The sequence below is a fragment of the Aeromonas sp. D3 genome (assembly GCF_027705025.1).
GTDB classification, from domain to species: domain Bacteria; phylum Pseudomonadota; class Gammaproteobacteria; order Enterobacterales; family Aeromonadaceae; genus Aeromonas; species Aeromonas salmonicida.
This window is the reverse complement of the sequence record NZ_JAPDBE010000058.1, coordinates 1-22,298: the sequence shown is the minus strand read 5'-3', so window position 1 is coordinate 22,298 and position 22,298 is coordinate 1. Positions and strand designations below refer to the sequence as shown.

17 protein-coding genes are annotated in these 22,298 nt (G+C 59.9%); 13 read left to right on the top strand and 4 right to left on the bottom strand.

The window, feature by feature from the left end; all coding sequences use genetic code 11:
• Positions 1-575 precede the first annotated feature (575 nt).
• The 8 genes from OKC28_RS21410 (at position 576) to OKC28_RS21375 (ending at position 9,050) form a co-directional block, all read left to right on the top strand.
• Complete coding sequence (locus tag OKC28_RS21410; protein WP_270691078.1) at positions 576-1,166, top strand: DUF3305 domain-containing protein; 591 nt, start codon at positions 576-578, stop codon at positions 1,164-1,166.
• Positions 1,159-1,761 carry a DUF3306 domain-containing protein gene (locus OKC28_RS21405; protein ID WP_270691077.1) on the top strand — a complete coding sequence of 201 codons (603 nt, stop codon included), beginning with the start codon at positions 1,159-1,161 and terminating at the stop codon, positions 1,759-1,761. The genes OKC28_RS21410 and OKC28_RS21405 overlap by 8 nt, the downstream gene beginning before the upstream one ends.
• Before the next feature lie 103 nt (positions 1,762-1,864).
• A complete protein-coding gene (locus OKC28_RS21400; RefSeq protein WP_270691076.1) occupies positions 1,865-3,616 on the top strand; it encodes a 4Fe-4S dicluster domain-containing protein in 1,752 nt (583 codons plus the stop codon).
• 10 nt (positions 3,617-3,626) lie between these two features.
• On the top strand, positions 3,627-4,247 hold the full coding sequence (locus OKC28_RS21395; protein ID WP_270691075.1) for a TorD/DmsD family molecular chaperone: 621 nt from the start codon (positions 3,627-3,629) through the stop codon (positions 4,245-4,247).
• A 73-nt stretch (positions 4,248-4,320) separates the two neighbouring features.
• Complete coding sequence (locus OKC28_RS21390) at positions 4,321-4,524, top strand: transcriptional initiation protein Tat (RefSeq protein WP_169046572.1); 204 nt, start codon at positions 4,321-4,323, stop codon at positions 4,522-4,524.
• A 23-nt stretch (positions 4,525-4,547) separates the two neighbouring features.
• Positions 4,548-7,436, top strand: a complete 2,889-nt coding sequence (locus tag OKC28_RS21385) for a formate dehydrogenase subunit alpha (protein ID WP_270691074.1) — start codon at positions 4,548-4,550, stop codon at positions 7,434-7,436.
• A 4-nt stretch (positions 7,437-7,440) separates the two neighbouring features.
• A complete protein-coding gene (gene fdh3B, locus OKC28_RS21380; RefSeq protein WP_021139099.1) occupies positions 7,441-8,100 on the top strand; it encodes a formate dehydrogenase FDH3 subunit beta in 660 nt (219 codons plus the stop codon).
• Positions 8,097-9,050 (top strand): formate dehydrogenase subunit gamma, encoded by a 954-nt coding sequence (locus tag OKC28_RS21375; protein ID WP_270691073.1) that lies wholly within the window; start codon positions 8,097-8,099, stop codon positions 9,048-9,050. The genes fdh3B and OKC28_RS21375 overlap by 4 nt, the downstream gene beginning before the upstream one ends.
• Positions 9,051-9,083: 33 nt before the next feature.
• On the opposite strand, the gene OKC28_RS21370 is transcribed toward OKC28_RS21375, so the two are convergent.
• Positions 9,084-9,872, bottom strand: a complete 789-nt coding sequence (locus tag OKC28_RS21370) for a substrate-binding periplasmic protein (RefSeq protein WP_270691072.1) — start codon at positions 9,870-9,872, stop codon at positions 9,084-9,086.
• Positions 9,873-10,108: 236 nt separating this feature from the next.
• On the opposite strand from OKC28_RS21370, the gene OKC28_RS21365 reads away from it, so the two are divergent.
• The 5 genes from OKC28_RS21365 to OKC28_RS21345 all read left to right on the top strand — a co-directional run bounded on the left by OKC28_RS21365 (position 10,109) and on the right by OKC28_RS21345 (position 17,258).
• Positions 10,109-11,824: an NAD-dependent malic enzyme gene (locus OKC28_RS21365; RefSeq protein ID WP_270691071.1), complete on the top strand. Its 1,716-nt coding sequence runs from the start codon at positions 10,109-10,111 to the stop codon at positions 11,822-11,824.
• A gap of 398 nt (positions 11,825-12,222) precedes the next feature.
• Entirely contained in the window at positions 12,223-13,461 is a 1,239-nt protein-coding gene (locus OKC28_RS21360) for a uracil-xanthine permease family protein (RefSeq protein ID WP_021139103.1), read from the top strand.
• Between the two features lie 548 nt (positions 13,462-14,009).
• Positions 14,010-14,741 carry a substrate-binding periplasmic protein gene (locus OKC28_RS21355; RefSeq protein ID WP_059112056.1) on the top strand — a complete coding sequence of 244 codons (732 nt, stop codon included), beginning with the start codon at positions 14,010-14,012 and terminating at the stop codon, positions 14,739-14,741.
• A gap of 39 nt (positions 14,742-14,780) precedes the next feature.
• Entirely contained in the window at positions 14,781-16,307 is a 1,527-nt protein-coding gene (locus tag OKC28_RS21350; RefSeq protein ID WP_270691070.1) for a methyl-accepting chemotaxis protein, read from the top strand.
• 210 nt (positions 16,308-16,517) lie between these two features.
• Positions 16,518-17,258 (top strand): dienelactone hydrolase family protein, encoded by a 741-nt coding sequence (locus OKC28_RS21345; protein WP_270691069.1) that lies wholly within the window; start codon positions 16,518-16,520, stop codon positions 17,256-17,258.
• A gap of 100 nt (positions 17,259-17,358) precedes the next feature.
• Here the strand turns inward: OKC28_RS21345 and pgl are convergent, their stop codons facing one another.
• The 3 genes from pgl to OKC28_RS21330 all read right to left on the bottom strand — a co-directional run.
• Complete coding sequence (pgl, locus tag OKC28_RS21340) at positions 17,359-18,369, bottom strand: 6-phosphogluconolactonase (RefSeq protein ID WP_270691068.1); 1,011 nt, start codon at positions 18,367-18,369, stop codon at positions 17,359-17,361.
• A 191-nt stretch (positions 18,370-18,560) separates the two neighbouring features.
• Positions 18,561-21,884, bottom strand: coding sequence for a mechanosensitive channel MscK (mscK, locus tag OKC28_RS21335; protein ID WP_270691067.1), 3,324 nt, complete (start codon positions 21,882-21,884; stop codon positions 18,561-18,563).
• A 147-nt stretch (positions 21,885-22,031) separates the two neighbouring features.
• A partial coding sequence (locus OKC28_RS21330) for a pyruvate kinase alpha/beta domain-containing protein (protein ID WP_333562748.1) occupies positions 22,032-22,298 on the bottom strand: 267 nt, incomplete at its 5' end.

The following is a 22,298-nucleotide window of genomic DNA, read 5'->3' as shown; positions in this document are numbered from 1 at the left end:
ATCGGCTCAAACATGAAGAAATGAAATGACTGAGTCAGCCGAGAAGAATTTCCCCGCTTATTCGCACCTTCCCTAAGACAATAATTTCTATTGTCGAGAAATTGGATGACTGTAATGCTTTAATAAGCTCAAATAATTGTTTTTCTGTTAGCACTGATGATTCCCCCAGACTAAAAACACTCTTTATGAATCAATATATTACACTAAAATTATCTCGTATGTTGGGCTAAATCGTAGGTTGGTGCTGAACGAAGAGAAGCCCAACGTTTACCGCGGAATATTTCAAAAGTAATAATCGAATAATCCGGTGTTATTCGATTATTGCCATTCCCTCTACTCGGCACTTACAGATTAGCCTTACTCCGCATGTTGGGCTTCGCTGCGCTCAGCGCCAATCTACATCGCTCACAACGTCCCAACTAGCATTAAAGCCCCAAGTGGCCACCATACCGGCCTTGGCCCCACTCTTGCTATGTCTTATCCCATTGATGGCCGTGGCCGCCCCGATTTACTCGCCGTGATCCACCCCGACGGGGGGAAATCACGGGGGAGGGCGGCCCGGCAGAGATCTTCTGATGGGAGCCGTGACAGTGCAAGAGACAACCAAACCCCTCTCCCCGCAGCGCTGGCTGCAACTGGAGTTAAAGGCCATCGACAGCCAGGTTGGCCGCTGGCAGAGCCGCCGTTTCGAGATAGCGGCGCTCCATCCTGCCGAACCCGAGGCTGTCGGTGCGCTGCCCCTTACCCTGTTTCGCGATGAGCGGGGGGATTATCGCTTCAATTTGAGCTCCGGCTCGCCCCGCCTTTTTGTTACCGGCACTGTCACCGGAAGCCGCGTGGATAATGGCTTTGTGGCCGATGGCCTGACCCTGAGCCAGACCGTGGCCGCCGCCTATATGGATGGCGAGCGGCAGGTGCTCTCCTGCCCGCTGCCCGAGGCACTGCAAGCCTGGGTCGAGGCCTTTATCGGCCGTCACGGCGAGCTGCTGGAGGCCCGCCGCAAGGGCAAGAAGGGCAAGGGGCGGGCGCAGGATCAGCTGGGTCTCGATACGACTGTAGCGACATCAAGAGACACCGCAGAGCCCGCCAACTGCGGCGCCGTCAAAGCCACCGGCCCCGATGGCCGCGAGCGTGGTAGCGATGCCGGAAACAGTGCCCATGAGTGAGTTCCTCAAGCGCTGGTCGTCTCGCAAGAGTGAGGCGCGCAAGCATCAGGTATTGCAGCTACGGGAAGAGGCCATTCCCGAGGCTGTTGCCGCGCCAACTGAAGGCCGTGGCGAAGGTGAAATTCCAGATACTGCGCCGGATAGCCCCGTAGTCAGCACTGACAAGGGGAGCAGTGAACCCCTTGCCGTTGAGGGGGCCGAGAGTGGCGAACCGCAGCTAACAACAGCCCCGCCGGGCAAGGCCAAGCTTCCCGACAGGGAGGCGCTGCGGGCCATGTTTCGCAGCCACAAACCGGATGGGCTCGACGACTACACCCAGGATTTCAGCCAGCCCGAATTGCTGCCCGCGGCCCTGACTGCCGGGCTGCGCAACTGGCTGGTGGATCAGGTGACCGCCCTTGAGAGCGAGACGGCCAATCCAGCCACCGGAGCTGCTGAACCGGCCGCGGTTATGAGCATTGCTGCCGCAGACGAGCCGAACGGGCTGGCTGATAACCATTCTCAAACCCCCACCGACGATCGGGACATTTTGGTTTCCCGTGATGGACAAAATGTCCCAACCAAGGATGGGGGAATGGAACCCTCAGGATCCTGACTCCCTGTCAGTTACTTTTTTTCCGGGGGAGTTGGCTCGCCTCTTGCTCTCTCGGCTTACCAACAAGCGCCCATCCCATGAGGTGGCGCGCACAGGAGCGTATGTGAGCACTGAACAAACATTGCCAAATCTGACCCCAAATCAGACCGATCGGGCGGCCGAGCATAACGCGCGCGCTCGCGCCTATGCGCTGCAGCATACGGTCAAGACCGACAACCTGATCCCGGCCACTGTCTCTTACCAGAGTCAGGGGCGCCTGCTGCTGGTCGGCCCGGAAGATCGCATTCGCCGCGCCGCCAGTCTGCTGCCCGTCGGGATGACGCCCACCCTGCTGGTGACCGAAGCGGTGCACGATGCCGAGGCGGCGGATCTCGAAGCCATTTTCGATGCAACCGCATCCCTCGCGGCCCTGACCCTGCGCGAACCGAGCCTGACAGGGTATCTGGGGCAGTTCCAGCTCACCGGCCTCAATGGACAGGGGGAGCGGGTTAACCTGGCGGCGATCTGCTTTCCACAACAAGCGGCTGCTGTCAGTGAACAGCTACGCGAACCGCGCTTTGATCTGGTGGCCGATCTGGGCCGCGCCCCGCTGTTTGCGCTGGAGCGTCCGCCGGTCGGTTATCTGCATCTTGCCGATGACGCTTGCTTGACCGAACAACTCGCCGGGCAACTCGCAGAACTTTGCGCTCTCACCGGTATCTTCGACAAACCGCGCTATTTTCGCCTCGACCCCGAGGCCTGCGCCTTTACCGCCCGCGGCGTACCCGGTTGCAGCCGCTGTCTTGATGTCTGCCCGACCGATGCCCTCAAGCCCATCAATGGTCGCATCCAGATCGATCCTCATCTCTGTCAGGGCTTTGGCAGCTGTGCCTCTGCCTGTCCGACCGGGGCGATTGCCTATCATCAGCCAGATGCCAACACCAGCGGCGACTATCTGTTCCGATTGCTGAAGCACTACCGGGAGGCGGGGGGCGAAGCGCCCCAGCTGCTGATCGCAGGTGAAAACGAGCGCGAATGGGTGGAAACGGAACTCACCCGCCTGCCCGCCAACTGGCTGCCGGTCTGGGTGGAGGAGAGCGCGAGTTTAGGCATCGAGAGCTGGTTCGCCGCACTCGCATACGGCGCCAGCGCGGTGCGCATTGCACTCGGTGACGATGCCCCCGAAAGCGTGCGTGCGCTGGTTGAGCGGGAACTGGCGAGCGCCGCCGTGCTCTTGGCGGGTGCCGGTCTCTCTGCCGATCGCATCGCCCTGTTTAACCCGGATGCTGAACAAGATAAGCCGATCTCCTGTGAGCCAGCCGTTGCCCTGCTGGAGAAGCCGCTGAAAGGGGATAAGCGGGAGAATCTGTTTGTCGCCTTCGATGCCCTCTGGCAGGCCAATCAGGGCAGCCGCGAGATGTTGGCTGTGCCCCACGGCGCCCCTTACGGCAGCGTGGAGCTGAAAGAAGCTGACTGCACCCTCTGCATGGGCTGCGTGGCGGTCTGTCCGACCCGTACCCTCCACTCTGTGGGGCACACGCCTGGCCTCAACTTTATCGAGCAGGACTGCATCCAGTGCGGCATGTGCGAGAAGGCGTGCCCCGAGCAGGCCATCGTCCTTGCGCCACGTCTGCAGCCTGTGCCCGAGGCGCGCCGCGCCGTGCAGAGCCTGAAAGCCGAAGAGGCCGCCTGCTGCATTCGTTGCGGCAAGCCGTTCGCCCCCGCCTCGATGATCCGCCGCATCCAGCAAAAACTGGCCGGTCACTCCCATTTTCAGAACAAGGCCGCCCAGCGGCTGCTGATGTGCGAGGAGTGCCGGGTCAAGGATGTGTTTGCAGCGCTGGCGGCGGATCCCGTCTCCCAGCTCAAGGTGTGAGGGGCCTGTGATGAATCAACAACTCAATGACAACGCAGGCGAACTGACCATGACCGAACTGGAACAGAGCAGCGCCGATATGTATGCCCTGCTGGCGAGTCTCTGGCGCGCCGCCCCTTGTGGCGAACAGCTCGTCTGGCTGCAAGGGTTGCAGGCCATGCCGGGCCCCTTTGCCAGAGGGCTGGGGCTGGTACAGCTGGCGGCCAGCAGCCACCGCGAGAATGAGCTTGCCGAGGAGTATCAGGATCTCTTTATTGGCCTGGGGCGCGGCGAAATAGTGCCGTTTGCCTCCTGGTATCTCACCGGCTCCTTGATGGAGCTGCCGCTGGCAGTGCTGCGCGCCGATCTGCAGTCGCTGGGTTTCGAGCGCCAGAGCAGAGTGTGCGAGCCAGAAGATCATCTGGCCGCCCTGTGCGAGGTGATGGCGGTATTGATTGCCGAGCAGCACCCGGATCGCAACCGCTTCTATGAACGTCACCTTGCTCCTTGGGTACTCGCCTGCTGCCGCGATCAGCAACAGGCGAAGGGTGGCAGCTTCTACCGGGCGGTCGGGGCGCTTGCCGAAGATTTCTTCAAGCTGGAAAACGAATTGCGCCTGCCATTTGGTAGTCCTGTGGTAACGCAGCCATGACGCGGCTCCCACTCACTGATAGCGACGCTGGCACTGTGCTGCTGGCCATAACAAAAACAGAGGTCACAGAAAGATGAGCGATGAAAAGCTGAAAGACCCGTCCCGACGCAATCTGATCAAAGGGGTGGGCGTGGTCGCCACCATAGGCGTGCTGGCCGGTGCCACCGGCCGAGTGGTGGGCAAAGAGGTGCTGACCCAGGACACACAAGCTGCCAAGGGCTATCGGGAGACCCCCCATGTTCACGACTTTTATCGCACCCTGCGCGGCACCGACTGAGCCGGATCAGTGAAGGAGAATTCATGAAACTGACAAAACGTGCCGAGCAGCCCCAAGCGGGCGAGCAGGGCAGCTTGCAAAATAATGCAGCCGCTCGCGGCCAGGGGCTGACCCGCCGCGCCTTTATGGTCAACTCAGGTCTGGTGGCCGGTGGCGCCGTGGCGGCCGGTTGGCTGGCGCCAGCCATGATGCAGCGGGCCGAGGCCAAAACCGTGGCCGCCGAGGTGCCGGTCGAAGTGAAGCGCACCATCTGCTCCCACTGTTCTGTGGGTTGCGGCGTTTACGCCGAGGTGCAAAACGGTGTCTGGACTGGTCAGGAGCCGGCCTTTGATCACCCCTTCAACCTCGGCGGCCACTGCGCCAAGGGGGCGGCCCTGCGCGAGCACGGCCACGGCGAGCGTCGCCTCAAGTACCCGATGAAGCTGGTGGGCGGCAAGTGGCAGCGCCTGAGCTGGGAGCAGGCCATCGAAGAGGTGGGCAACGAAGTGCTGCGCCTTCGCAAGGAGTCCGGCCCCGACAGCGTCTACTGGCTCGGCTCCGCCAAGCACTCCAACGAGCAGGCCTACCTGTTTCGCAAGATGGCGTCCCTGTGGGGCACCAACAACGTGGATCACCAGGCGCGGATCTGCCACTCCACCACGGTGGCTGGCGTAGCCAATACCTGGGGCTACGGCGCCATGACCAACAGCCTGAACGACATGCACAACAGCAAGTCGATCATGTTTATCGGCTCCAACCCGGCGGAGGCCCACCCGGTCGCCATGCAGCACATACTGCTGGCAAAAGAGCGCAACGGCTGCAAGATCCTGGTGGTTGACCCGCGTCGCACTCGCACCGCCGCCAAGGCGGACATGTACCTCTCTCTGCGTCCGGGCACCGACGTCGCCTTTATCTGGGGCATGCTCTGGCACATCTTCAAGAACGGCTGGGAAGACAAGGAGTTCATCCGCACCCGTGTCTATGGCATGGACGAGGTGCAAAAAGAGGTGGCGCGCTGGACGCCTGCGGAAGTGGAGCGGGTGACCGGCCTGAGTGAAAAAGAGGTGTATGGCGCCGCCAAGTTGCTCTCCGACAACCGCCCTGGTTGCGTGGTCTGGTGCATGGGCGGCACCCAGCACACCACGGGCAACAACAATACCCGTGCTTACTGCATCCTCGAACTGGCCCTTGGCAATGTGGGCAAGAGCGGGGCGGGCACCAACATCTTCCGTGGTCACGACAACGTGCAGGGCGCCACCGACTTTGGCGTCACCTCCGACTCATTGCCCGGTTACTACGGGCTGGAAGAGGGCTCCTGGAAGCACTGGGCCCGGGTGTGGGACCTCGATTACGAGTGGATCAAGGCGCGTTTTGACAACAAGGCCTACAACGGCAAGCTGCCGATGCAGAACAACGGCATTCCTGTCTCCCGCTGGGTGGATGGTGTGCTGGAGAACGCCGATCTTATCGAGCAGGGTTCCAACATCCGCGCCATGTTCTACTGGGGCCATGCGGTCAACTCCCAGACCCGTGGCCCCGAGATGAAGAAGGCGATGCAAAAGCTCGACATGATGGTGATTGTCGACCCGTACCCCACAGTCGCCGCCGTCATGAACGATCGCACTGACGGCGTCTACCTGCTGCCGGCCACCACCCAGTTCGAAACCTATGGCTCCGTCACTGCCACCAACCGCTCCATGCAGTGGCGCGACAAGGTGATAGAACCCCTGTTCGAATCCAAGGTCGACCACGAGATCATGTATCTGTTGAGCAAGAAATTCGGCTTTGCCGATGAGCTGTTCAAGCACATCAAGGTGGAGAACAACGAGCCGCTGCTGGAAGACATCACCCGCGAGTACAACCGCGGCATGTGGAGCGTGGGCTACACCGGCCAGAGCCCGGAGCGGCTCAAGGCGCACCAGCAGAACTGGCACACCTTCCACAAGACCAACCTCAAGGCTGAGGGTGGCCCGGTCAGCGGCGAAGTGTACGGTCTGCCCTGGCCCTGCTGGGGCACTCCGGAGATGAAGCACCCCGGCAGCCATATCCTCTACGACACCAGCATTCCGGTCTCCGAAGGGGGCGGCGGTTTCCGCGCCCGTTTCGGCATCGAGTATCAGGGGGTCTCGCTGCTCGCCGAAGACTCCTGGCCCAAGGGGAGCGAGGTGGAAGACGGCTATCCCGAGATCACTGCCGACCTGCTGAAACAGCTCGGCTGGTGGGATGAGCTGACCGAGGCCGAGAAGAAAGAAGCCGAAGGCAAGAACTGGAAGACCGATCTTTCCGGCGGCATCCAGCGGGTTGCCATCCAGCACGGCTTCGTCCCCTACGGCAACGCCAAGGCGCGCTGCGTGGTGTGGACCTTCCCGGATCAGGTGCCCAAGCACCGCGAGCCGCTTTACACCCCGCGCCGGGATCTGCTGGCCGACTACGCCACCTGGCCCGATGCCAAGAGCCTGTGGCGCCTGCCGACCCAGTACGCCTCTGTGCAGGAGAAGGACGTCAGCAAGGAGTTCCCCATCATCCTCACCTCCGGCCGTCTGGTCGAATACGAGGGCGGCGGTGACGAGACCCGCTCCAACCCCTGGCTCGCCGAGTTGCAGCAGGAGATGTTCGTCGAGATGAACCCGGCGGATGCCAACGACGTTGGCGTGCGTGACGGTCAGGATGTGTGGGTGGAGGGGCCAGAAGGGGGCCGGGTGCTGGTCAAGGCGTTGGTGACCCCAAGGGTCAAGCCGGGGCTCGCCTTTATGCCGTTCCACTTCGGCGGCCACTTCGAGGGCAAGGATCTGAGATCCAAATATCCGGAAGGGTCTGACCCTTATGTGCTGGGGGAGTCGGTCAACATAGTCACCACCTATGGTTATGACCCTGTCACCCAGATGCAGGAGACCAAGGTCACCCTGTGCCGCTTTCGCAAAGTAGGAGCCTGATCCCATGGCCAGAATGAAATTCATGTGTGACACCAAGCGCTGCATCGAGTGCAACGGCTGTGTGACTGCGTGCAAGAACGAGAACGACGATGCCCTGGAGTGGGGCATACAGCGCCGCCGGGTGGTGACCCTCAACGACGGTCTGCCAGGGGAGACCTCCATCTCGGTCGCCTGCATGCACTGCACCGACGCCCCCTGCATGGCGGTCTGCCCGGCCGACTGCTTCTATCACACCGACGACGGCATAGTGCTGCACAACAAGGATCTCTGCATCGGTTGTGGTTACTGCCTGTTTGCCTGTCCGTTCGGTGCCCCCCAGTTTCCCAAGAGCAGCGCCTTTGGGGAGCGGGGCAAGATGGACAAGTGCACCTTCTGTGCCGGTGGCCCGGAAGAAGATCACAGCGAGGCGGAGCGCCAGAAGTACGGTGCCAACCGCATCGCCGAGGGCAAGCTGCCCATGTGTGCCGAGCTCTGCTCTACCAAGGCTCTGCTGGCCGGTGATGCGCAGGTGATCTCCGACATTTTCCGCGAGCGGGTCGCCTATCGCGGTGCGCCTCACGCCGCCTGGGGCGGGGATGAGCAAGATCTGTTCCATGACGCCAGCCAGCCGCGCGATGGCAGAGGCAAGGGGCTCAAGCTTGGCAAGCAGGAGGGCGGCCAATGAGACACTGGCTGACGGCGCTGCTGACGGCCTTGCTGCTGTTCAGTGCGCCCGGTTTTGCCGATGCCGAAAAAGAGACGGTCGGCTTTGCCGGCGCCGACTACTGGCGGGCGGTGAAGGATGGAGAGGTGGGCATCACCACCTCCAGGGGTGCCGAACACGGTGTGCTGATCAATGTGACCGGTGAACAGTGGCGTACCCTTCGTAATACCTGGGTCTCCCCGTTCGGTGCTCTGGCCATAGGTGGTTCCATCCTTGCCTTGCTGCTGTTCTACCTGTGGGCAGGCCAGCTCAAGCTGGCTCACCCTCGCACCGGTCGCAAGGTGCTGCGTTGGACCCCGTTTGAACGTGCCTTGCACTGGTATACGGCGGCGCTTTTTCTGCTGCTTGCGCTTAGTGGCCTGATCCTGCTCTACGGCAAGTTTGTGATCCGCCCCTTCGGGGATGGGGTGTGGGGGGCAGCTATTCAGGGCGCCAAGCTGACGCACAACTACCTGGGGCCTCTGTTCGTGCTGGGGCTGCTGGTGATGATCCTCAAATGGTTGCGCCACAATCTGCCGACCCGGGTGGATTGGGAGTGGTTCCGCCAGGGTGGGGGCATCTTGCCCAATGGCAAGCATCCGGATGCGGCGTTTTGCAACGGCGGGGAGAAGGTGTGGTTCTGGCTGCTGTGCAGTGCGGGCCTGCTGGTCTGCATCACAGGACTGGTGCTCGACTTCCCCCTGTTTGGCCAGACCCGGGAGGTGATGGCGGTGAGCAACCTGTTGCACGGGATCGGTGCCATCGGGCTGATTGCCGCCTCATTCGGTCACATCTACATAGGGACTGTGGGAACAGAAGGGGCGCTGGAGGGTATGAAGAGCGGCTATGTGGACGAGAGCTGGGCCAGGCAGCACCACAGGCTCTGGTTTGAAGAGGTCAAGGAGCAGCTCGACAAGCCGGATGGTCGTTGAGCCGCAGCACTGAGATCGGGGCTGGCCCCGATCTCAGTATTCACTCCGTTCCAGCCGATCGAAATAGTCCTGATAGCGTCCGCTGGCGATGGCTTGCTGCAACTTCTGGTTGAACTGGGCCTGCAATCTGGCCGAGTCCGGCATCTTGCGCGGAAACATCACGAAGCTGTTGTTTTGCAAAAAGGGTGTCTGGCTGTGGGTGATGGTCGCTGCGGTGGCCGGATCAAATTCTTTGCGCAGTGCGGTCAGACCGATGCGCAGCTCCTGAGGATAGAGGTCGATACGGCCGCGCAGCAATTTGCCGAAATTGAGCTTGATGTCGGTGACCCGCTGCTGGCTTACCTTGCCCTCTGCCACCATGGCATCAAGCTCGGGCCCGTAGCTGTAGGCAATGTCGCCCCCCAGACGCAGGCCTGCAATCTGGTCCAGTCGCTCGGCGTTCAACTGCCGTGACGTGAGCGAGAAGAAGACGAACTGCTCCTGCAATACCGGCTCGCTGAACAGAAAGTCCTTCTCTCGTTCCGGCTTGTGCATCCAGACAGCGGTGGCGTCATAGAGCTGGCTGCCTGCCGCCAGGGAATAGACCCGGCCCCAGGGGGCAAAGTGATATTTGACGCTATAGCCCGCTTCCTGAAACAGATCGCTGATGAGGTGAGCCACGGGGCCGTAGTGTTTCGACTGCTCCGAGACGAAAGGGGGCCATTCACCGACTATGATGTTGAGCACCCTGGGCGGCGTGGCCAGGACAGGGGGACTCGACATGGCCAGCAACAGCAAGACCGGCAGCATAAGACGCAGAGAAATAAGCTTGGCTATCAACAATATAGAAACCACTCTTGGCTGGTGGACAGTGAAGGATGGTCAGAATGGCCGCAATCCTAGCATGACTTTTGTCCATTTGTCGCAACACTGGCTGAGTGTCACTTTGGCTTGGTATTTTGGCCGCAGGGTATGCCCAAGCTCACAAAACCGAAAGATTAAACGGCATATGATTGATTTCATTATGAGTCTTGCTCTCCTGCCGAACGGCAACTTCACGTAAATCAAAGAGAATGACTATGGCTACCGGACAATATCTGCTGTGGAAAGATGCACAGGGACAGGATTTTCGCCCCGTTGCACTGACAGGCACTGACCTGCTCAACGATCGCAACCTCAACAAGGGCACCGCCTTCACCGAACAGGAGCGCGCCGATTTCGAGCTCGACGGCCTGCTGCCTCCTCAGGTGCAAACCTTTGAAGCCCAGCTGGAGCGGGTGTATCAGGGATTTCTGAGCGCCTGCAGCGACATCGAGAAGTACCAGAACCTGCGTGCCTTGCAGGATCGCAACGAAACCCTCTTCTATGCCCTCTTGTCCCGTCACGTTGAGGAGATGACCCCCATCATCTATACCCCGACCGTCGGCAAGGCGTGTCAGGAGTTCAGCCACCGTTACCAGAAGGCGCGCGGCCTCTATATCACCCCGAAAAACGTCGAGGACATGGGTTCTCTGGCGCGTCATCTGGACGCCAAGTCGGTGCGCATTATCGTGGTGACCGACAGCCAGGGGATCCTGGGGATCGGTGATCAGGGGGTGGGCGGCATGGGCATTCCCATCGGCAAACTCTCCCTCTATACCCTGGCGGCCGGTATTCATCCCGCCTGCTGCCTGCCCATAGCGCTGGATGTGGGCACAGACAATCAGGCCCTGCTGGATGACCCCATGTATCTGGGTCAGCCGCACAAGCGTATTCGTGGCAAGGAGTACGACGACTTCATCGAAAAGTTCGTGGCCGGGGTCAAGCGCCACTTCCCGAACGCCGTCTTGCAGTGGGAAGACTTCAGCAAGTCCAACGCCTTCAACAATCTCTCCCGTTACCAGCAGGCGCTGCCCTCCTTCAACGATGACATTCAGGGCACGGGGGCCGTTGTGCTGGCCGGCATCATAGGGGCGGTCAAGGTGAAAGGGGAAACCCTGGGTCAGCAGAACTACCTGGTTTACGGCGCGGGCGCCGGTGGGGTAGGGGTGGCAGATCAGATCTGCGCAGGCATGATCCGTGAAGGGCTGGATCCCCAGGCGGCCCGCGATCGCATCTATATCCTGGATACCCAGGGGCTGGTGTGCGACAACCGCGAAGGGCTCGACGAGTACAAGCGTCGTTACGCCAAGCCGGGTTTGTTGCTGGCGGGCTGGGATACCGAAGCTCCCGGCAAGGCCAATCTGACGGACGTGTTGCGTCATGTGCCCATCACTGTGCTGCTGGGAACCAGCGGCGCCGGTGGCGCCTTCAAGGAGGAGCACATCCAGCTGATGCAAAAACATTGTGCTCACCCCATGGTGTTCCCGCTTTCCAACCCGACCGCCAACTGTGAGGCGCTGCCGGAAGACATCTACCGCTGGAGTCAGGGCAAGGCGATCGTTGCCACCGGCAGCCCGTTCAATGATGTGCACTACGAGGGCAAGAGTTACCGCATCGGACAGGGCAACAACGTCTTCATCTTCCCGGGCGTGGGGCTGGCGGCCATCGTCAGCCAGCTGAGCGAAATCAGCCCGGATATCTTCACCACGGCGGCTTTCGCGCTGGCCGAGTGCGTGAACGAGGAGGATCTGGCCCAGGGCTCCGTCTATCCGCGCATTCGCGAGTTGCGCAATATCTCGGTCCACGTGGCGACCGCCGTGCTCAAAGACATAGTGCGCAAGGACCCGTCCCATCCGCTGATTGGGCAGGATCTGCAGCAGCACATACTGAGCCACATGTGGGAGCCGCTCTACCTGCCTTATCGCCGGGTATAACCGTCCAAGAGAGCAGCATGAGAGGGAGATGGCTTGGGTCATCTCCCTTTTTTTCGTTTGAGCCCGCCATGTGACTGCTCCGTCAGATTGATGCTCTTGTCATCCCGGGGTCAGTAGCGACAGAAGATCCCTGTTGGTGCTCAATACATGACCCAGCTGAAGAGCTTGTCAATAAACTCCGCCAGAAAAACGATTGGCGTCTGCCACAAAAGTGCGTAAAATCGCATACTCGATGCTTGTAGCAACGAATCCCGCCTAAAAAGCCAGTTTCATGCCCTCCCCAAGCAGTAAAAGGTAACAAGTGACGCCTTATGGCTCGTTTCGTGCCTTGAAAAAGTCTTGTGATAACTGAAAAGTGTCAAATATCCCTGTCAGTTATCAAAAAATTAAGGACATCCATGTTTTCCTTAGTCAAGCAAAGTGTCGCCGGGCTGCAAATCCTGTTTGTCGCCTTCGGTGCCATGGTTCTGGTGCCCCTGCTCACCGGACTGAACCCCTCCATGGCCCTGCTTGGCGCCGGTGTGGGAACCCTGCTGTTCCAGCTCTGCACTCGCCGCCAGGTTCCGATTTTCCTCGGTTCCAGCTTTGCCTTCATTGCCCCCATCATTTACGCCACCCAGACCTGGGGACTGCCGTCCACCATGTTTGGCCTGTTTGCCGCCGGTTTCATGTATTTCATCCTGGCGGCACTCATTCGCGTGCGTGGCATGGGCTTTGTGCACAAGCTGCTGCCCCCTGTGGTGATTGGCCCCGTGATCATGGTGATCGGCCTCTCGGTGGCCCAGGTCGCTTGCAACATGGCGATGGGACGTGCCGGTGCCGAGCAGGTAGTTCCGCCCACCACGGCTTTGACCCTGGCGGGTATCTCGCTGGCGGTGACCCTGATTGCAGCCGTGTTCTGCAAGGGCTGGATCAAGCTCATTCCCATACTGTGCGGTGTGATTGCCGGTTACGTCTCTGCCGTGCTGATGGGCCACGTGAGTTTTGATGGCATGATCAATGCCCCCTGGCTGGCACTGCCCCATTTTGAAACACCGGAGATCAACTGGGCTGCGGCGCTGTTCATGCTGCCGGTGGCCATAGCCCCCTGTATCGAGCACATAGGTGGCGTACTCGCCATCGGCGGTGTGACCGGGCAGGACTACACCAAGAACCCGGGCCTGCATCGCACCCTGGCCGGTGACGGCATAGGTGTCTGCTTCGCTGGTTTCATCGGTGGTCCACCCGTGACCACCTATGCCGAAGTGACCGGCGCCGTGATGATCACCCGCAACTTCAACCCGGTTACCATGACCTGGGCCGCCGTGTTTGCCATCATTCTGGCCTTCTTCGGCAAGTTCAACGCTCTGCTCACCTCCATCCCCATGCCGGTGATGGGCGGTATCATGCTGCTGCTGTTCGGGTCCATCGCTGCCATCGGTCTCAAAACCCTGGTGGAATCCAAGGTGGATCTGGGACTGTCGCGCAATATCGCCATCGTGGCCGTGACCCTGACTGTGGGCGTCGGCGCGCTGGAGATGAAGATCGGTGACTTCGCCCTGGCTGGCGTCGGTCTGGCCTCGGTTGCCGCCATCCTGCTCAACCTGATCCTGCCTGCCAATTCCGAAGAGGGCGTGATGGACGCCGCCAAGGATTAAGCAAGGGAGCTACCGCTCACTGTGAAAAACAGGAAGCCACCTCAGGGTGGCTTCCTGTTTTTGGTCTGGCAATGAATGAGGTATGGTTATTGTGGTGTTATTTGGCACCATTTCAGCACTAAATGCTCTATTTGGCGTATGTGTTGACGTATCTGCTTTCGTGACCTTAGCTAAAGGACAGGTTTGGCTCTGAGGTTATGCTGCGCAATATGAAAAAATGGATGTGGGTGTTTTCAATCATTTTTTTGTCCCTTGCCTCTCTGGTTGTACGACTTGTCATGGTATTGCACCGGGCAATTTTCCCATCAAGCCCTGGCCATCATGGCGCAGCCACTTCTCGTCCTGATCACCAGATCCTGACCCTTTGGTCAGCCAAGTCAGCCACTATCTCGTTACTACAGCTGATCCACCCCCCATCTGCTTGCTGCCACATGTGTCATGAAGGCGGTGAACCGTGAAAGCCGGCGCGACCCAGCCAGGGTCATGACAACCCAGTCATCGACAATGGCGGGTATTTAGGGATGAGTTATGAGCAAAGTGAGGTTGCAATGACATATCAACTGTTGTGGAAAAGTGCCCTGTTCTCCGTCTCTTCGGTACTGGCCATGAGCGCAGTGCAGGCCGCACCGCTGAATGTGATGACCGAGGATTATCCGCCCTTCAACATGCAGGGGGAGGGGGGCAAGATCGTCGGGCTCTCTACCGAGGTAGTGGAAGAGTTGCTCAAGCGGGCCGGCGTCGAATACAAGCTGAGCATGATGCCATGGAAGCGTGCCTATGAAGACACGCTCAGCACCCCCAATAACGCCCTCTACTCCACGACGCGGACTCCCGAGCGGGAGGCTCTGTTCAAATGGGTTGGCCCTCTGGTCAACAATAACTGGGTCTTTTTTGCCAATCCCGACTCCAATATCACGATAGCGTCGCTGGAGGATGCCAAGCAGTATTCAGTCGGTGGTTATAACGGTGATGCTGCGGCAGAGTTCCTCAAGGCGCAGGGGTTCGACAAACTGCAACTGGCCGCCAATGACACGGCCAACGTGAAAAAGCTGGAGGCTGGCCGCATCGATTTGTGGGCGACCGGCGAATATCTGGCCCCATATCTGGCCAATCAGGAGAAGACCACCAATCCCAAGCCGGTATTTGTGTTCAAGGAAACCCAGATGAGTTTGGCCTTCAACAAAGAGACACCGGATGATCTCATCAACAAGCTCAACGAGATCCTTGCCGCCATGAAGGCTGACGGCACCATCGAAAAGATCAATGCCAAGTACCAGTAACACCAGGAAGCGGCCAAGTATCGATGTCGGGAGGGAACCATGGATTGGAATAGTCTGAAGTTCAGGATTGCCGTGCTGACCTCCCTGTCGGTGAGTCTGCTGCTGGTGCTGTTTGGCGGCTACAACTACAGCGCCGCCAGAGCGGATAGCTATAACAGACAGGCCGCGCTGGTCGAGCAGGCCATCAGCCGGCTGCAGTTGTCTTTGCCCGGCCCGCTCTGGAATTACGAGTCAGCGTTTATCGAGGCATCGCTGAAATCGGAGCTGGCCGCCGATGCGCTCAGTGCCCTGCTGGTCGTGAACAAAGATAAACTGGTGGCGGGGTTTGCCCGTGAGCCTGCTAGCGACATTCAGGGGGTCGCCCAGCTGCCAGCGGATACCGCCGCCTATAGCAGTCATGATCTGGTGTATGACGACAATGGCCAGCAGAACACTGTGGCCAAACTGCTGGTGCTGACCAGCGATGACACCATTCAAATACAGCTTCGCCAACTGCTCATCACCACTGTCTGGCAGATAGTGGTGCTCGATATCTGCATCATATTGTTGCTGATGGTGCTTATTCATCGCAACGTGCTGCGGCCCTTGCATCAAATGAACTCAGCCGTTTCTGACCTGGCCCGGGGGGATGGTGATCTGACGCAGCGCCTCAAGATCCGCCGCCAGGACGAGATGGGGGCTCTGGCTGGCAACATCAATCAGTTCATCGCCAAGCTGCAAGGCACTGTGGCGGAGATCAACACCCTCTCAGCCGGCGTACTGCAGACGGCGGAGCTGTGCGACTCCCTGGCGACCTATACCCGCCGCGGCAGTGATGCACAGCAATCAGAGCTGGATCAGGTGGCGACCGCCATTACCGAAATGAGTCATGCAGTACAGGAGGTCGCAGGCAATGCGGAGAAAACCTCAAGTGCGACCGATGAAGCCAGTCTCTATGTCGATCAGGGCTACAACCTGGCGGGCCATGCCAATGAGGCCATTCATCAACTGGTGGGAGAGGTGGAGCGAGTCGCCAACCTGATCCGCTCGCTCTCGACGGAGAGCAGCAGCATCGGCAACATCATAGAAGTGATCAACGGCATTGCCGAGCAGACCAATCTGCTGGCGCTCAATGCTGCCATTGAAGCGGCCAGAGCCGGAGAGCAGGGCCGTGGTTTCGCCGTGGTGGCCGATGAGGTTCGTACCCTGTCCGGGCGTACCCGGCAATCAACCGAAGAGATCAGTGCCAGCATAAAGCGGCTGCAACAGGCGACACAAAATGTGGTGTCCGGCATGCAGCACAGTCAGGACAAAGCGTCGAAGGCAGGTGTCGAAGCGGCAGATGTGCAGGTATCTGTCGAGAAAATAAAGACCCAGGTCAGTCTCATTCGCGAGATGAACATGTATATCGCTCAGGCGTCGGAAGAGCAGCATTCGGTGGCGCAAGAGGTCAGCAACAGTGTCAATCGCATTGCCGGACTCAATAATGACAGTGCCGCCCGGGTGGCTCAGGTAGCGGAGGCAAGCAGCGACCTGCGCCAGTTGTCGGCCCAGCTCGACAGCTTGCTCAAGCAGTTCAGGGTATGAGTTTTTGGTGGAAGCAATGGTCATGATGAGGCGTCACAGATGCCCATAGCACAGCCAATCGGGCGGCGAAATCAGCAAAATAACGAGTTTGTCGATCATCAGGGGCCATTCACGAATGGCCCCTTTGCATATCCGCTTTGCAGAAGGGGGGCGCGGCGTCAGGCGCGGCGGCTACAATCAGAACGCTTGCTCATGACCCGGGAGAGAAAGATGAAAAGAAGATGGATGCTGCTTTTACTTGGGCTGCTATGGGGTGGCGCTGTTCAGGCCGGGGCTGTGCCCTATCAGGTCGATGGTGAGCCCTTCGAGGGTTACTACCTGGCAGCCCCTGACAAGCAGGCACCGCTGGTGGTGCTGGTACATGACTGGGATGGGTTGACAGAGTATGAAATCAAGCGAGCCAGGATGCTGGTAGCGCTGGGCTACAACGTCTTTGCCGCCGATCTGTTCGGTGCAGGAGTCAGGCCGACCGCCATGGAGGACAAGAAACGGCTTACCGGTGCTCTGTACCAAGACAGGCCCAGGATGCGCAAGCTGTTGCAAGGGGCCTTGACCGAGGCTGCGAAGCAAGGTGGGCGGGTGGATAATGCCGTGGCCGTCGGTTACTGCTTCGGCGGTGCCGCTGTGTTGGAGTTGGCCCGCAGCGGTGCGACTCTCAAGGGGATCGTCAGTGTGCATGGCGGGCTGGAGACCCCGGCCGGGCAGGACTACAAGCAGACCCGGGCGAATTTGCTCATTCAGCACGGCAGCGCCGATCAGGCGGTGTCACTCGGTCATTTTGCGGCGCTCATCGCCGAGCTGGAGAGTGCGGGCATCAAGCATGAGGCGACCAGTTACAGCGGTGCCCCCCATGCGTTCAGTGTGTTTGGCTCGGACAATTACCGCGCCGATGCCGATGCAAAAGCCTGGCAGCGCTTCACCGAATTCCTGGGGGAAGTGACCAGGGGTTAGATCGGCCAGAGTGAGATAGATAGTGAGATAGATAGTGAGGTAGAGAGCGAGACAGCAATTTCAGGCCATGGCACTGCCATGGCTTTTTACTGTTCGCATCTCACTGTATTGGCAAGGCCAGTATCCTCACCCACATGGCCCCTTCCCCGACGGGGTGGCGCGCGAGCTGCGTGAGCTGGCCGAGTTCGGGATCGATACGGTGGATGGCTACCTGGTGAGAGGCCTGCCCGGCCGCCACCAGATAGCGACCGCTGTGATCGATGGCAAAACCGCGGGGCATGGTCTCGGTCGGGAAGTGGGCGAGGGTGGTCAGGCTGCCATCTTGCTCAGCTATGCCAAACAGGGTCAGCAGGCTGCTGGCCCGCTCGCAGCTGTAGAGAAAACGGCCGTCCGGCGTGACATGCAGATCCGCCCCCCAGCGCTCTCCCTGATATCCCTCGGGCAGCATATCCAGGCTCTGTTGCTGCCTGATCTGGCCACCCGCGTCACGCCGATAGCGGTTGATGGTGCAATCGAGCTCGTTCAGGCAGTAGATGTCGCCATTGACGGGATGCAGCGCCAAGTGTCTTGGCCCGGCCCCTTTGGCGGTATGCAGGTCCCCCAGAGGGTGGGGCAGCAGTTGGCCATCAGCACCGAGGATAAAACGGTGGATGGTATCTTCGGTTAGGCAGGCGACCAAGGCTTCCTGTTCTCCTTGTTCGTTGGTCAGCAAGGTAACAGAGTGAGCCGTCATCAATGGGGCCAGCTGCTGGTGCGGTGCCTGCACAATGCCGCTGGCATCGATGGGGGAGACGGTGACGTGGTTGAAGGCATAAGAGGCGGCAAACAGGAAGCGCCCGCTGGCATCGATAGCGGTATGGGAGGCGCTGCCTGCCAGAGGGGCCGAGCCCTGTTCTGCGAGTTTGCCATCTGCGTCGATCCGGTAGCTTATCACCGCAAAATCGGGGCGCACGGCAGCATGGAGCCATTTTCCGTCCGGGCTGATCACCAGGGGCTGTACCTGACCCGGAGTGCTTACCACTTGCAAGAGTTGCATCTCCCCCGAGTCGGCCAGGGAAAACACATGGATCTGCTGGCTGCCGGGGCTGGCGACATAAACGACTTGCTGCATTGTGCTTCTCACTCCTGATTATGGGAAACGGCAGGCCAATCTTATCCCCATCCCCCGGGATCTTGCCTGTTCTTTTGTTCGGGTCGGGTACAGGGGGTTGCCATGACGGCAAAGCCAGTTGGCGTGGCTGATGGGGGACTGGCAATGAAAAGGCCCCGTGACGGGGCCTTTGGTGTTTGATACCTGTTGCATCAGCCGGGCTGCGGGCCTGGCAGGGCGGGGGGCTGGGCGGAGTCGGACTCCACTTTCTGCTCTTCGCCCTTCATGTTCTTGATGTAGACATCCATCTGGTTGAACGCGATCTCGATGCCGTTCGCCTTGAACAGGGCGTCGATCTTGCGGTTCAGTTCATCCACGGCCGGGTTGCGATCGCCGAGCTCACTCACGAAGAAACGCAGCTCATGATCCAGGGTACTGGCCCCGAAGGTGAGGAAGTAGACGATGGGAGCCGGGTCTTTCAGCACGCGGCTGTTATCATCGGCTGCCTGTTTGAGCAGGGTGCGGGTCAGCTCCAGATCCGAGCCGTAAGCCACCCCTACCCGCACGATCACCCGGGTGACGGTATCGCTCAGGGACCAGTTGATCAGCCGCTCCGTCATCAGCGCCTTGTTCGGGATGATCACCTCCTTGCGATCGAAGTCGGTGATGGTGGTGGCGCGAATGCGGATCCGGGAGACGGTGCCCGAGTAGGTACCAATGGTGACAGTGTCACCGATCCGGACCGGACGCTCGAACAGTATGATGATGCCGGAGACGAAGTTGCCGACCACCTCCTGCAGACCAAAGCCGATCCCGACCGTCAGACCGGCGGCGAGCCACTGCAGCTTGTCCCACTGCATGCCCATCAGGGAGAGGGCGGTCAGGGTACCCACACCGATCAGCACATAGTTGAGCATGGTGGTGATGGCGTAGGCCGTCCCCTGGGCGAGGCGCAGCTTGGAAAGCACCAGTACCTCCAGCAGACCGGGCAGGTTGCGGGCCAGTGACCAGGCTGCGCCCAGCATGAAGATGGCAGTCAGCACATCGCTCAGGCTGACGGGATAGAGCACGGCACTGGTGCCAGAGCCCACGCTCTTGTGCCACAGCACCATGCTGTCTAGGTAGGAGAAGACCGCCACCAGATCGGACCAGAGCCAGTAGAAGGCGACGCCGAATACCAGCAGCAGCACGGTACGGGTCAGACGCAGGGATTGCTGGCTGACATCCTCCAGATCCATGGGCTGTTCTTCGATGGACTCGCCACCTTCCGCGTCTTCCTGGGATTTGTGTTCACGCTTGGCCACAGCACGGCGGTAGGCCAGACGGCGGGCCGCCAGCTCCAGACCACGCAGTGAGGTGCGGTAGACCAGGCTCCAGATGATCAGCAGGTAGAAGGATTCCACCAGACGGCCGGTCAGTTTCAGCGCCGTGTAGTAGTAGCCCAGTCCCACCAGCACCATCAGTGCCACCGGCGCCAGCGCCAGGGCGACCGCAGTGATCGACTGTTGCATGCTGCCCTCCCCCTTGATGAGGGCGCGAGAGATGGGGAACACCAGATAGGTGGTGAGGCCCAGCAGCAGCAGGGTCAGCGCCTGACCGACAACGTCGTTGCCCAGCGATGAGGGTTCTACCACCGCCTTGGTAGAGAGCATGATGAGGGGCAGCAGCGGCAGCCAGAGATAGCGCATGCTGGTGCGCTTGGCCTGCAACTCGGCCTTCGGAATACGGAAATGGGATTCGGCAATGCCGCCCGGGCGCATCACCGCCAGATAGACGCTGAACACCAGATAACCGAGTGCCAGGTTGAGGGTGATCTGGAGCATCAACTTGTCACTGAGCAGGCCACAGTAAGCGAGCCAGAGACCGGCAGCCAGAATGAACAGGCTGCCCGGCAGGCGTTGCAGCACCGTATAGAGCAGGGCGCGCGGTGTGTGCCACTGGCTGTCCTGGCGAAAACGTCCCAGATCCTTGTTGATCCGCTTCAGCCGATTGAGCAGGGAGGGGCGCTTCCAGATCAGCAGGCCGCCGATCAGCAGCAGCGGAAAGGCGAGCAGGGAAACCGGCAGCAGCATCTGGCCCCAGCCGTCCCAGTCCGGTTTCAGCACCCAGTCTGAGGCTTGCTTGTAAGCCTGGGCTGGCCAGTTGATGAACCACTTCACATCGATGGGTTTGTTGCTGCTGACCCAGAAGATGTGTTGCTGCAGAGTAAATTCGATGGAGGCGTAGATCCGCGCCAGCTGCTGCTGGGTCAGCTGCAGGCTGATGGCGTTGGTCAGCTGACTGTCGAGCTGACGGTTGAGCTGGTCGAGCAGGCTGATGCGGGTGTCGAGCAGGGTGGAGAGGTTGGCTCTGTCCTCTGCACTGACCGGCTCGCTGCTGCTGGCGATCAGGTTGTCCAGATACTGGGTTTTCTGGAACAGTTGGTCACGTTGCTGGCTCAGTTCGAACTGTGCCAGATGCAGGTCGGCGATCTGCTCTTCCAGATTCTTGACCAGAGTGGAAGGGGCCGACTCCAGCTGCTGGTAGAGCTGATAGAGGATGCGCGACAGCAGCAGGTTGCCCTTGAGCATCTGTACCTGTTCGTTCAGGTTGCGCTCTGTCTGGGTGCCGCGTTCCAGCCAGCTCTTGGCTTGCAGGTTCTTCTGCACCAGATTGTTGAGATTGGTGGTGGCGCTGCCCAGTTGCTGGCTGAGCTGGTGGTTGAGCTCCTGCTCTTTTTGTACCAGCGGGTTGTCGGCAATGGCGACCAGTTCGCCGGTCTGTTCTGCGGTTTTTTCGGTATCCCCCAGACGTTTGGCGCTGCTCTGCTCTTGCAGCAGTTGCAGTTTTTGCTCTTCGTTGGCGAGGCGGGCATTCTGGTAGTCCCGTTGCTTGACCGCCAGATCCTGCATGCTAGTGCGGTTATCCAGCTGTTTTTGCAGATTGGTCAGTTGCAATTCCAGCAAGGCCAGCTCTGCACCCAGCTTCATCTTCTCGGCACTGCTGACGCCGTCACCGACGTTGAGGCGGGTGCGGATCTCCTGGCTGCGCTGATAGGCACGGCTCATGTTGGTCTGAGCCCGCTCCGGCAGGGTTTGCAGGCTGGTGAGCTGGCTGCCGATGGTGCCGAGGGTTTCCTGGGCATCCTGCATGTTGGCAATGACTTCGGGCTGGCGACTCTCCAGCTCGGCCAGACTCATGCGAGCGTACTCACTCTTGATCTGCTCGGCGCTCTTGTTCTGGGTCAGGGCATCGAGTTTGGCGCTGATGTCCCTGAGCTCACCCGGCAGAGAGCGGAGACGTTGGGTTTGACTCTTGGCCTTGGCGTGCTCCTTCTCGATACTGTCGAGCAGGCTGAGGGTGTCTGTCAGAAACTTCTGGTCGGCCTGCTGGCTGACGGTGAGGGCATCTGATTTTCCGAGGGCATCGAGCGCCCGCTGTATGCTGGCCCGTTGGGGCACATCCTGCGCCATGGCTTGCGGGGCGCAGAGGCTGATGAGTAAGCAGAGCAGCGGCAACAGGGCTGCCGAGGCTCTTTTGAAACGTGTTGAGGGCATAAAACTTCCGGGTTATTACGCGATATTTGGGACATTTCCCACTTGGATTGAATCCGCGTGGATTCTAACACCGGGCTTGAGCGGGAAGCAGGGGGGCAGATAAAAAAAACGGCGCCCGCAGGCGCCGTTTTATCGGTTCAGGACTGATTAGAGTACGTGAACGGAGGCGGTGTTGGTGGTACCGCTCGGTACCAGGGCACCGGAGACCATGACGACCACGTCACCCTTCAGACCCATGCCGCTTTCCAGCGCTGCTTCTTTGCCGATGCGATAGAAATCGTCGGTAGAGGCAATGCTGTCAACCACGTGAGTCACCACACCCTTGGTCAGAACCAGTTGGGCAGCGGTTTTCTTGTTGGTGGTGATGGCCAGGATCCAGGCTTGCGGGAAGTACTTGCGAATGGCCTTGGCAGA

Excerpts from the sequence above, each read along its gene's own strand:
- OKC28_RS21410 (WP_270691078.1), top strand. The coding sequence starts at position 576 with ATGGGAGCCGTGACAGTGCAAGAGACAACCAAACCCCTCTCCCCGCAG.
- OKC28_RS21405 (WP_270691077.1), top strand. The coding sequence starts at position 1,159 with ATGAGTGAGTTCCTCAAGCGCTGGTCGTCTCGCAAGAGTGAGGCGCGC.
- OKC28_RS21395 (WP_270691075.1), top strand. The coding sequence starts at position 3,627 with ATGAATCAACAACTCAATGACAACGCAGGCGAACTGACCATGACCGAA.
- OKC28_RS21390 (WP_169046572.1), top strand. The coding sequence starts at position 4,321 with ATGAGCGATGAAAAGCTGAAAGACCCGTCCCGACGCAATCTGATCAAA.
- OKC28_RS21385 (WP_270691074.1), top strand. The coding sequence starts at position 4,548 with ATGAAACTGACAAAACGTGCCGAGCAGCCCCAAGCGGGCGAGCAGGGC.
- fdh3B (WP_021139099.1), top strand. The coding sequence starts at position 7,441 with ATGGCCAGAATGAAATTCATGTGTGACACCAAGCGCTGCATCGAGTGC.
- OKC28_RS21375 (WP_270691073.1), top strand. The coding sequence starts at position 8,097 with ATGAGACACTGGCTGACGGCGCTGCTGACGGCCTTGCTGCTGTTCAGT.
- OKC28_RS21365 (WP_270691071.1), top strand. The coding sequence starts at position 10,109 with ATGGCTACCGGACAATATCTGCTGTGGAAAGATGCACAGGGACAGGAT.
- OKC28_RS21360 (WP_021139103.1), top strand. The coding sequence starts at position 12,223 with ATGTTTTCCTTAGTCAAGCAAAGTGTCGCCGGGCTGCAAATCCTGTTT.
- OKC28_RS21355 (WP_059112056.1), top strand. The coding sequence starts at position 14,010 with ATGACATATCAACTGTTGTGGAAAAGTGCCCTGTTCTCCGTCTCTTCG.
- OKC28_RS21350 (WP_270691070.1), top strand. The coding sequence starts at position 14,781 with ATGGATTGGAATAGTCTGAAGTTCAGGATTGCCGTGCTGACCTCCCTG.
- OKC28_RS21345 (WP_270691069.1), top strand. The coding sequence starts at position 16,518 with ATGAAAAGAAGATGGATGCTGCTTTTACTTGGGCTGCTATGGGGTGGC.
- pgl (WP_270691068.1), bottom strand. The coding sequence starts at position 18,369 with ATGCAGCAAGTCGTTTATGTCGCCAGCCCCGGCAGCCAGCAGATCCAT.
- mscK (WP_270691067.1), bottom strand. The coding sequence starts at position 21,884 with ATGCCCTCAACACGTTTCAAAAGAGCCTCGGCAGCCCTGTTGCCGCTG.